This is a genomic window from Pseudomonas protegens (assembly GCF_003363755.1).
GTDB lineage: Bacteria > Pseudomonadota > Gammaproteobacteria > Pseudomonadales > Pseudomonadaceae > Aquipseudomonas > Aquipseudomonas danubii.
In genome coordinates, this window is record NZ_CP031396.1 from 3,665,001 (window position 1) to 3,674,857 (window position 9,857).

The window sequence follows — 9,857 nt, forward strand, 5'->3', positions numbered from 1 at the left end:
CTTAACCGAATAGGGGAGGCGTAGCGAAAGCGAGTCTTAATAGGGCGTCTAGTCGCTGGGAATAGACCCGAAACCGGGCGATCTATCCATGGGCAGGTTGAAGGTTAGGTAACACTGACTGGAGGACCGAACCGACTACCGTTGAAAAGTTAGCGGATGACCTGTGGATCGGAGTGAAAGGCTAATCAAGCTCGGAGATAGCTGGTTCTCCTCGAAAGCTATTTAGGTAGCGCCTCATGTATCACTGTAGGGGGTAGAGCACTGTTTCGGCTAGGGGGTCATCCCGACTTACCAAACCGATGCAAACTCCGAATACCTACAAGTGCCGAGCATGGGAGACACACGGCGGGTGCTAACGTCCGTCGTGAAAAGGGAAACAACCCAGACCGTCAGCTAAGGTCCCAAAGTTATGGTTAAGTGGGAAACGATGTGGGAAGGCTTAGACAGCTAGGAGGTTGGCTTAGAAGCAGCCACCCTTTAAAGAAAGCGTAATAGCTCACTAGTCGAGTCGGCCTGCGCGGAAGATGTAACGGGGCTCAAACCATACACCGAAGCTACGGGTATCACGTAAGTGATGCGGTAGAGGAGCGTTCTGTAAGCCTGTGAAGGTGAGTTGAGAAGCTTGCTGGAGGTATCAGAAGTGCGAATGCTGACATGAGTAACGACAATGGGTGTGAAAAACACCCACGCCGAAAGACCAAGGTTTCCTGCGCAACGTTAATCGACGCAGGGTTAGTCGGTCCCTAAGGCGAGGCTGAAAAGCGTAGTCGATGGAAAACAGGTTAATATTCCTGTACTTCTAGTTATTGCGATGGAGGGACGGAGAAGGCTAGGCCAGCTTGGCGTTGGTTGTCCAAGTTTAAGGTGGTAGGCTGGAATCTTAGGTAAATCCGGGGTTCTAAGGCCGAGAGCTGATGACGAGTTACCTTTTAGGTGACGAAGTGGTTGATGCCATGCTTCCAAGAAAAGCTTCTAAGCTTCAGATAACTAGGAACCGTACCCCAAACCGACACAGGTGGTTGGGTAGAGAATACCAAGGCGCTTGAGAGAACTCGGGTGAAGGAACTAGGCAAAATGGCACCGTAACTTCGGGAGAAGGTGCGCCGGTGAGGGTGAAGGACTTGCTCCGTAAGCTCATGCCGGTCGAAGATACCAGGCCGCTGCGACTGTTTATTAAAAACACAGCACTCTGCAAACACGAAAGTGGACGTATAGGGTGTGACGCCTGCCCGGTGCCGGAAGGTTAATTGATGGGGTTAGCTAACGCGAAGCTCTTGATCGAAGCCCCGGTAAACGGCGGCCGTAACTATAACGGTCCTAAGGTAGCGAAATTCCTTGTCGGGTAAGTTCCGACCTGCACGAATGGCGTAACGATGGCGGCGCTGTCTCCACCCGAGACTCAGTGAAATTGAAATCGCTGTGAAGATGCAGTGTATCCGCGGCTAGACGGAAAGACCCCGTGAACCTTTACTATAGCTTTGCACTGGACTTTGAATTTGCTTGTGTAGGATAGGTGGGAGGCTTTGAAGCGTGAACGCCAGTTTGCGTGGAGCCATCCTTGAAATACCACCCTGGCAACTTTGAGGTTCTAACTCAGGTCCGTTATCCGGATCGAGGACAGTGTATGGTGGGTAGTTTGACTGGGGCGGTCTCCTCCTAAAGAGTAACGGAGGAGTACGAAGGTGCGCTCAGACCGGTCGGAAATCGGTCGTAGAGTATAAAGGCAAAAGCGCGCTTGACTGCGAGACAGACACGTCGAGCAGGTACGAAAGTAGGTCTTAGTGATCCGGTGGTTCTGTATGGAAGGGCCATCGCTCAACGGATAAAAGGTACTCCGGGGATAACAGGCTGATACCGCCCAAGAGTTCATATCGACGGCGGTGTTTGGCACCTCGATGTCGGCTCATCACATCCTGGGGCTGAAGCCGGTCCCAAGGGTATGGCTGTTCGCCATTTAAAGTGGTACGCGAGCTGGGTTTAGAACGTCGTGAGACAGTTCGGTCCCTATCTGCCGTGGACGTTTGAGATTTGAGAGGGGCTGCTCCTAGTACGAGAGGACCGGAGTGGACGAACCTCTGGTGTTCCGGTTGTCACGCCAGTGGCATTGCCGGGTAGCTATGTTCGGAAAAGATAACCGCTGAAAGCATCTAAGCGGGAAACTTGCCTCAAGATGAGATCTCACTGGGATCTTGAATCCCCTAAAGGGCCGTCGAAGACTACGACGTTGATAGGTTGGGTGTGTAAGCGCTGTGAGGCGTTGAGCTAACCAATACTAATTGCCCGTGAGGCTTGACCATATAACACCCAAGCAATTTGCTTAAGAAGCGAGTTGCGGTGTGTGAAGACGAAACAAACCGAAAGTTTGCACAACACACAAATCTATTACATACCCATTCGCTGGCACGTTGCACAAGCAACGGACTGGCTACCGAATTTCTTGACGACCATAGAGCGTTGGAACCACCTGATCCCATCCCGAACTCAGAAGTGAAACGATGCATCGCCGATGGTAGTGTGGGGTTTCCCCATGTGAGAGTAGGTCATCGTCAAGATTAAATTCCGAAACCCCAATTGCGAAAGCAGTTGGGGTTTTGTCTTTATGTAGAAGTTACTGATTTTGCTGACACGTTCGACTCTAGAGTCCAACGGATCGGCCACAGAATTTCTTGACGACCATAGAGCGTTGGAACCACCTGATCCCATCCCGAACTCAGAAGTGAAACGATGCATCGCCGATGGTAGTGTGGGGTTTCCCCATGTGAGAGTAGGTCATCGTCAAGATTAAATTCCAAAACCCCTGTTTGCTGACGCAGACAGGGGTTTTGTTTTTGCGCTCGATAAAGTCTGGGTAATCAAGTCACAAGGTCCTGCAGAGTACCTGTAGCTGCCGAACAGACTGCTATTACCAACGTTCGACTCTATCCTTAACGCCGGGCTCTATGCCGCTTGCCGCTCCTGCGGGCAATCAACTTGCACCACCAGATATAAATGCCATCAGCCACAGCCCACAATTGCCGGGCAGGACCAGGGTTCTAGTGGAACTCAAGCAGAAACGGCACCAGGTTCTCTCTGTAAGCCGCAGGTTCCCCCCAAAGCGCTTGAGCACTGACCGAATCTAGATAAAGCACCTAATGGCTTTGGCATAACGCCTGCGGGTGGTAGTTCCGTACGTGGTACAAACCAGCAACGCAGTGTCCGGCCTCTTGTGGATACTCCTGCAGCCTTGGATATTCGGTCTGCACTCGGTCCACCAGCGCTCCGGGTGCCAGTAGTGGCGCTGCTCCGTATGCTTCATAGAGTTGAGGAAGGCATGCCGGCTCTCCACCAGAAGTGGGCGCTGAGTGCCCTGCTGATCTGGACGGCGAACTTGCTTGATGACATGGAGGCCTGCCGGCCTGATTGCCACAAATGACAATTAGTCGGGCTGTTGTGCAGGGGTTATCGATTTGGCTGTGAGCAGGAAGCTGTCGGTCATCTGAAAATGCGCGGCGGACGCTCTGGCATGCCGTTCGGCGGGAATCGGCAAGTTCAGACAAGTAATTCAGATAAATCTCTAAGGGTTCGGGGATTCTTGCCGAAAGACTGATAAGACATGTGTGCACCAAAGTAGAGCGGCCGGAGAATGTCGCCTGCACTGTTACATGGAATGTTGCTTTACGGACGCATCCCCACTTTCGGCATAAGAAGTCCCATGAAATGAATCTCAAGTTCAGCCATAAAATCCTTTTGGCCGCCTCCGGCGTAGTGGTTCTGGCTTTTGCGTTGTTCACTTTGTACAACGACTACTTGCAGCGAAACACTATCCGACAGAACCTCGAGTCCTCCATCCAGCAGGCCGGTGAGCTCACCTCCAGCAGCGTGCAGAACTGGATGAGCGGGCGAATCCTGGTGCTCGAGAACCTGGCGCAGAACGTTGCCCACCAAGGTCACAACGCAGACTTCCCAGGCCTGGTGGATCAGCCAGCCTTCACCTCGAACTTCCAGTTCACCTATGTCGGCCAGGCCAATGGCACCTTCACCCAGCGTCCTGATGCGAAGATGCCCGACGGCTACGATCCGCGTCAGCGGCCCTGGTACAAACAGGCCGTAACCGCCGATAAAACCATGCTGACCCCGCCCTACATGGCGGCTGTCGGCGGTCTGGTGGTCACCATCGCCATGCCGGTGAAGAAGCAGGGAGAATTACTCGGTGTGGTCGGTGGCGACCTGAGCCTGGAAACCCTGGTGAAGATCATCAACTCGGTGGACTTCGGCGGCCTGGGCCATGCTTTCCTGGTCAGCGCCGACGGTCAGGTGATCGTCAGCCCGGACAAAGACCAGGTGATGAAGAACCTCAAGGACATCTATCCCAGCGCCAACGTACGGATCGCCAGCGGCAACCAGGAAGTGGTCCTGAACAAACAGGAACGCATCCTTTCCTTCACCCCGGTGACCGGTCTGCCGAATGCCGAATGGTACATCGGCCTGTCCATCGACAAGGAAAAGGCCTACGCACCACTGAGCCAGTTCCGTACTTCTGCCTTGATCGCCATGTTTATCGCTGTGGCGGTGATTGCGGTATTGCTGACTCTGCTGATCCAGGTGCTGATGCGCCCGCTGATCACCATGGGCCGGGCGATGCAGGACATTGCTCAGGGCGAAGGCGACCTGACCCGGCGTCTGGTCGTGGAAAGCAAGGACGAGTTCGGCGAGTTGGGCAGTTCGTTCAACCAGTTCGTGGAACGGATTCACGCCTCGATTTCCGAAGTGTCCTCGGCTACTCGCCAGGTGCATGACTTGTCGCAACGGGTGATGGCATCGTCCAATGCGTCGATCATCGGTTCCGACGAGCAGAGCGCCCGCACCAACAGCGTGGCCGCAGCGATCAACGAACTGGGTGCTGCCACCCAGGAAATCGCCCGCAACGCCGCCGATGCCTCGCAACACGCCAGTGGCGCCAGCGAGCAGGCCGACGACGGTCGCCAAGTGGTGGAGCAGACCATCCAGGCGATGACCGAGCTGTCGCAGAAGATCAGCCTGTCCTGCACACAGATCGAGACTCTGAATGCCAGCACCGACAACATCGGGCACATTCTTGATGTGATCAAGGGCATCTCCCAGCAGACCAATCTGTTGGCCCTCAACGCCGCCATCGAAGCGGCCCGTGCCGGTGAAGCCGGCCGTGGTTTCGCCGTGGTAGCCGATGAGGTGCGTAACCTGGCCCACCGTACCCAGGAGTCGGCGGAAGAGATCCACAAGATGATCACCTCCCTGCAGGTCGGGTCCCGCGAGGCGGTCTCGACCATGAATGCCAGCCAGGCGTCCAGCGAAGAGAGCGTCGAAGTGGCCAACCAAGCCGGTGCACGGTTGATCAGCGTGACTCAGCGGATCGGCGAGATCGATGGCATGAACCAGTCGGTGGCTGCGGCAACCGAGGAACAGACCGCGGTGGTGGAGACCCTCAACGTCGACATCAACCAGATCAACCTGCTGAACCAGCAGGGCGTTGCCAACCTCAATGAAACCCTGAAGGACTGTGATGCACTGTCGCAGCAGGCCAGCCGCCTGAAGCAACTGGTGGACAGCTTCAAGATCTGAGGCCATCAGGGACCGCCCCTAAAGCCCGCTCCTGCATCACAGCAGAGCGGGCTTTTTCATGGGCGGCGTTCAGGCCAGGTGTTCCCCCAGCAGCCCCAGGTGCGTGTTGATCACCTGCAACAGGCGCTGGCGCTGAGACTTGATGAAGAAATGGTTGCCGGCCACTTCAATCAGTTCGAATTCGCGCCCAGTGAACTCTCGCCAGTTGAGCATATGGTTGGCTGTCGCCAGCGGGTCCTCACTGCCATAGAAAGCCGTCAGCGGTATGTCGAGGCAGCCGCTGGAGGTGTCGTACCAGGTTTCGAAGAGTTTCAGGCCGTTGCGCAGCAAACATTCGTAGGATTGCAGGTCGTTTTGCCCCCGGGGCATCTCCAGGGGGCTGGCGCCGAGAGTCAGGATCGCTTCGCGGAATGCCTCGATGGGCAATGAGTGCAGCAAAGGCCGACGGGGCAGGCTGTCAGGGCTGCGGCAGCCAGAGACGAACAGGTGGCGGGTCTGCTGTGGAAACCGCTCCTGGGCGTACTTGCAGGTTTCGTACGCCAACAGTGCCCCCAGGCCGTGGCCGAACAGCGCATGGGGCTTGTCGAGCCAGGGATTGAGGGCGGCGAACGTGTTTTCCAGCAGGCTCGGCCAGTTGTCACAGGGCGCTTCGTCGCGGCGTGGGCCGTGCCCCGGAAGGTTGATCACCACCAGCTCGATGTGATCGGCCAGGCTGTTGGACCACACCCGCAGTTGCTCCGCTGCCGCCCCGGCCTGGGGAAAGCAGATCAGGCGTATGCGGGGGGCGTGCCCTGAGTTGATCACCAGCGTCCATTGTCGGGTGTCGGTGTACACAGCTTTTCCTTAAGCAAGGTGGCCCGTGGGCGGGATCTCGTTGCGGACAAGAGGCCGTTGGAGGGGGACGTCCCAGTCCGCGAATGGTTTCTAACATAGTGGCTGGCGCGGCTGAATGCACGTGGCCACTGGTGAAATTCATGGGCTGTCGCCGGCAACGCAAATGCCACTTGACGCTATTCTCTGAGTGTTGAATGCAGGCCCTTCCCTGGTGGCCGGTGATTGTAAGGTGCCATTGTTTTTTGTCGGGCCAGCCTTCACCATCAGCCGATTTACGACAGCTCCCATGGACTCATTGCATTGGCGGCACGTTTAGCTCTTTTTCGGACCTTGCGCTGGTTCTGCTCGGCACTGCTGCTGGCTGGCGCGCTGCTGGGCAGTCTGCACGCCGACTGGGATTTTTCCCTGATCAGCCGCCGTGCCACGGCGCTCTACGGTCCCCTGGGCGAAGGTCAGCAACGTATCGATGCCTGGCAGCACCTGCTGGCCACGCAGAAGCAGGTGTCCGAGCGCGAGCAGTTGAAAGTGGTCAACCTGTTCTTCAATAAGAACATGCGCTACATGGAAGATATCGATCTGTGGCGTCAGGTGGACTACTGGGAGACGCCGATCGAGGCGCTATGGAAGGGCGCTGGCGACTGCGAGGATTATGCGATTGCCAAGTACTTCAGCCTGCGGCGTCTCGGGGTGTCCAGTGACAAACTGCGCATCACCTACGTCAAGGCCTTGCGCCAGAACCGCGCGCACATGGTCCTGACCTACTATTCCACGGCGGACGCCATGCCGCTGGTGCTCGATAGCCTGGAGGACTCGATCCGCCCGGCCAGCGAGCGAACCGACCTGCTGCCGGTGTATTCCTTCAATGCCGAAGGGTTATGGCTGCCGGGCGCCAAAGGCAACAAGCGGGTCGGTGATACCAAGCGCCTGTCCCGTTGGCAGGACGTGTTGAAAAAAATGCAGGCCGAAGGTTTTCCGGTCGAGACGACTAACTAGGAGCACGAGCTCAGATGTCTTTGTTCAAACAACTGTTGATCGCAATCTGTGTGTTCCTGGTGGTCGCCTTCAGCGGCAGCTTCATGGTCAGCCTGGAAAGTTCGCGCACCCAGTATGTCAATCAGCTGCGCTCCCATGCCCAGGACGCGGCCACGGCCCTGGCCTTGTCGCTGACACCGAATATCGACGATCCGGCGATGGTCGAACTGATGGTCAGTTCGATCTTCGACAGCGGCTACTACGCCAGTATCCGGGTGGTGGACCTGGCCACCGACAAGACCATCGTCGAGCGCAACGGCATCCCGGAAGTCAGCAATGTGCCCCAGTGGTTCGTCAAGCTCATCGGCCTTGAGCCTGCCGGCGGCGACGCCATTGTCAGTCGCGGCTGGGAGCAGGCCGCGCGGGTCGAGGTGCTCAGCCATCCGATGTTCGCCGTGGCCAAGCTTTGGCAGAGCGCCCTGGGCAGCCTGGGCTGGCTGTTGATCTGCGGCGCGGTGAGCGCGGTGCTCGGTGCCCTGTTGCTGCGGCGCCAGCTCAAGCCGCTGGACTACATGGTCCAGCAGTCCCATGCCATTGCCCGCCGCGAGTTCCTCAGCCTGCCGCAACTGCCCCGAACCCCGGAACTGCGCCGGGTAGTGCAGGCGATGAACCAGATGGTCGAGAAGCTCAAGGCGCTGTTCCAGGAGCAGGCCGAGCGCAGTGAAAAACTGCGCATCGAGTCGTACCAGGACAGCCTGACCGGGCTGGCCAACCGGCGTTATTTCGAAATGCAGCTGCATGCCCGGGTGAGCAACCCGGAGCAGGCCAGTTCCGGTTACCTGCTGCTGTTGCGGGTCAAGGACCTGGCTGGCCTGAACCAGCGTCTGGGGGGCCAGCGCACCGACCAACTGCTGCAAGCGGTGGGGGAGCAATTGCTGCGCGAGTGCAACAAGTACCCCGAAACCCAGAACCTGGTGACCCGGGTCCGCGGTGGCGAATTCGCCGTACTGGCGCCCGGCCTGGTGCGTGAGGAAGCCATCCAGCTGGCCCAAAGCCTGGACAGCGCTCTGGGCAACCTGCATGCCACCGGCGCCACCGACGTTGCCGCAGTAGCCACCATCGGTCTGGCGGCCTTTGCTCACGGAGATTCGCCACAAGCGGTGCTCAGCCTCGGTGATCAGGCCCTGGCCCAGGCCGAAGCCCAGGGCGAGACCAACTGGGCCTGCCTGGATCAGGGGGGCGGAGCTCAAGTCGGGGATGATCACCATGCCTGGCACCGGCTGCTGGACCGGGCGCTGTCGGAGCAGCGCTTCAAGCTGTATTTCCAGCCGGTGGTGGCGGCCCAGGACACCACGCTGGTGCTGCACTACAAGGTGTTGTCGCGGTTGCTGGACGAGCAGGGCCAGACCATCCCGGCCGGGCGCTTCCTGCCCTGGTTGGAGCGCTTTGGCTGGACGTCGCGCCTGGATCTGCTGATGTTGGAACAGGTGTTGAAGCAGATGGTCGGACATGACCACTGCCTGGCGTTGAACCTGTCGGCAGCCACCCTGGAAGATCCTCAGGCCCTGAACCGGGTATTCGAGATTCTGCGCCAGCACTCTGACCTGGGGCCGCGCCTGACCCTGGAAATTGGTGAAGAACAGCTGCCTGAGCAGATTCAGCTGGAACAGTTGACCCGGCGCCTGCGGGAACTGGGCTTCTCCCTCAGCCTGCAACGCTTTGGCGGGCGCTTCAGCATGATCGGCAACCTGGCGCGCTTGGGCCTGGCCTATCTGAAGATTGACGGCAGCTACATCCGCGACATCGATCAGGAAAGCGACAAACGCCTGTTTATCGAAGCTATCCAGCGGGCTGCCCACAGCATCGACCTGCCGCTGATTGCCGAGCGGGTCGAGACCCAGGGCGAGCTGCAGGTGATTCGCGAGATGGGGCTGTATGGCGTGCAGGGGCAACTGTTCGGCGAGCCAGCACCTTGGGCTTGAACGTGCATCCGCCGGCAAGCCGGCTCCTGTAGGCGAGGGGCTTTCAGATCAAACCGGTTTCATCATCATTGATCAGCCGGCTGAGTCCACCCAGGGCCTCACGGGCCTGGGTGCGATCCATCAGCTTGGCCTGAGCCGCCGCCGGCAGGTCGGTGACGCGAATCACGCCCTTGCTGGTCAGGACCTGAATCAGGTCGTCCAGCACCCGGATCATTTCCAGGTCACTCTGCTTGAGCTGCTTGAGACTGACTTCCACCGCCTCGTTGGCGTACCAGGTCTGGATCTCGTGGTGATCGGCGGGCAGCGTCTCGGTAGCCTCGGCGTAAGCGGCGGCTTCCACGCGAATCAGCTGACCTTGCGCATCGCGTTGCACGTAGAACATGGCAAATCCCTCAGGCTTTTTTAGGCATCCGGCTGTCAGCAGCATAGGCCAGCGCAGCATTCAGAGCGCGAGTATGCGGTGCGCCGCGACAATCGTCACGGCGCAGGCTG

At 58.2% G+C, this 9,857-nt stretch carries 5 protein-coding genes, 3 rRNA genes and 1 pseudogene (1 of these 9 only partly in view); 7 read left to right on the forward strand and 2 right to left on the reverse strand.

Annotation, left to right across the window (positions count from 1 at the left end; genetic code table 11):
* The 5 genes and pseudogenes from DWF74_RS16610 to DWF74_RS31010 all read left to right on the forward strand — a co-directional run.
* A 23S ribosomal RNA gene (locus tag DWF74_RS16610) occupies nt 1-2,297 on the forward strand; it begins 595 nt to the left of the window's first position.
* Nucleotides 2,298-2,436: 139 nt separating this feature from the next.
* A 5S ribosomal RNA gene (gene rrf / locus DWF74_RS16615) occupies nt 2,437-2,552 on the forward strand.
* A 113-nt stretch (nt 2,553-2,665) separates the two neighbouring features.
* Nucleotides 2,666-2,781 (forward strand): 5S ribosomal RNA (rrf, locus tag DWF74_RS16620).
* 915 nt (nt 2,782-3,696) lie between these two features.
* Nucleotides 3,697-4,674 (forward strand): annotated as a pseudogene (locus DWF74_RS31005) (cache domain-containing protein); the annotation flags it as partial.
* A 117-nt stretch (nt 4,675-4,791) separates the two neighbouring features.
* Nucleotides 4,792-5,577: a methyl-accepting chemotaxis protein gene (locus DWF74_RS31010; protein WP_371826218.1), complete on the forward strand. Its 786-nt coding sequence runs from the start codon at nt 4,792-4,794 to the stop codon at nt 5,575-5,577.
* 69 nt (nt 5,578-5,646) lie between these two features.
* On the opposite strand, the gene DWF74_RS16630 is transcribed toward DWF74_RS31010, so the two are convergent.
* Nucleotides 5,647-6,411: a thioesterase II family protein gene (locus tag DWF74_RS16630; protein ID WP_115581322.1), complete on the reverse strand. Its 765-nt coding sequence runs from the start codon at nt 6,409-6,411 to the stop codon at nt 5,647-5,649.
* Nucleotides 6,412-6,711: 300 nt separating this feature from the next.
* On the opposite strand from DWF74_RS16630, the gene lapG reads away from it, so the two are divergent.
* Both lapG and lapD read left to right on the forward strand, forming a co-directional pair.
* Complete coding sequence (gene lapG / locus DWF74_RS16635; protein WP_102861884.1) at nt 6,712-7,404, forward strand: cysteine protease LapG; 693 nt, start codon at nt 6,712-6,714, stop codon at nt 7,402-7,404.
* Nucleotides 7,405-7,418: 14 nt separating this feature from the next.
* The gene (gene lapD / locus DWF74_RS16640) at nt 7,419-9,365 is read left to right on the forward strand and encodes a cyclic di-GMP receptor LapD (RefSeq protein ID WP_102861885.1); all 1,947 of its coding nucleotides are present in this window, start codon (nt 7,419-7,421) and stop codon (nt 9,363-9,365) included.
* Nucleotides 9,366-9,408: 43 nt separating this feature from the next.
* Here lapD and DWF74_RS16645 read toward each other — a convergent pair whose 3' ends face one another.
* Nucleotides 9,409-9,747, reverse strand: a complete 339-nt coding sequence (locus DWF74_RS16645) for a tryptophan synthase subunit beta (protein ID WP_102861886.1) — start codon at nt 9,745-9,747, stop codon at nt 9,409-9,411.
* Nucleotides 9,748-9,857: the final 110 nt, after the last annotated feature.

Coding starts and splice junctions, on each gene's coding strand:
- lapD (WP_102861885.1), top strand. CDS start 7,419: ATGTCTTTGTTCAAACAACTGTTGATCGCAATCTGTGTGTTCCTGGTG.
- DWF74_RS31010 (WP_371826218.1), top strand. CDS start 4,792: ATGGCATCGTCCAATGCGTCGATCATCGGTTCCGACGAGCAGAGCGCC.
- DWF74_RS16645 (WP_102861886.1), bottom strand. CDS start 9,747: ATGTTCTACGTGCAACGCGATGCGCAAGGTCAGCTGATTCGCGTGGAA.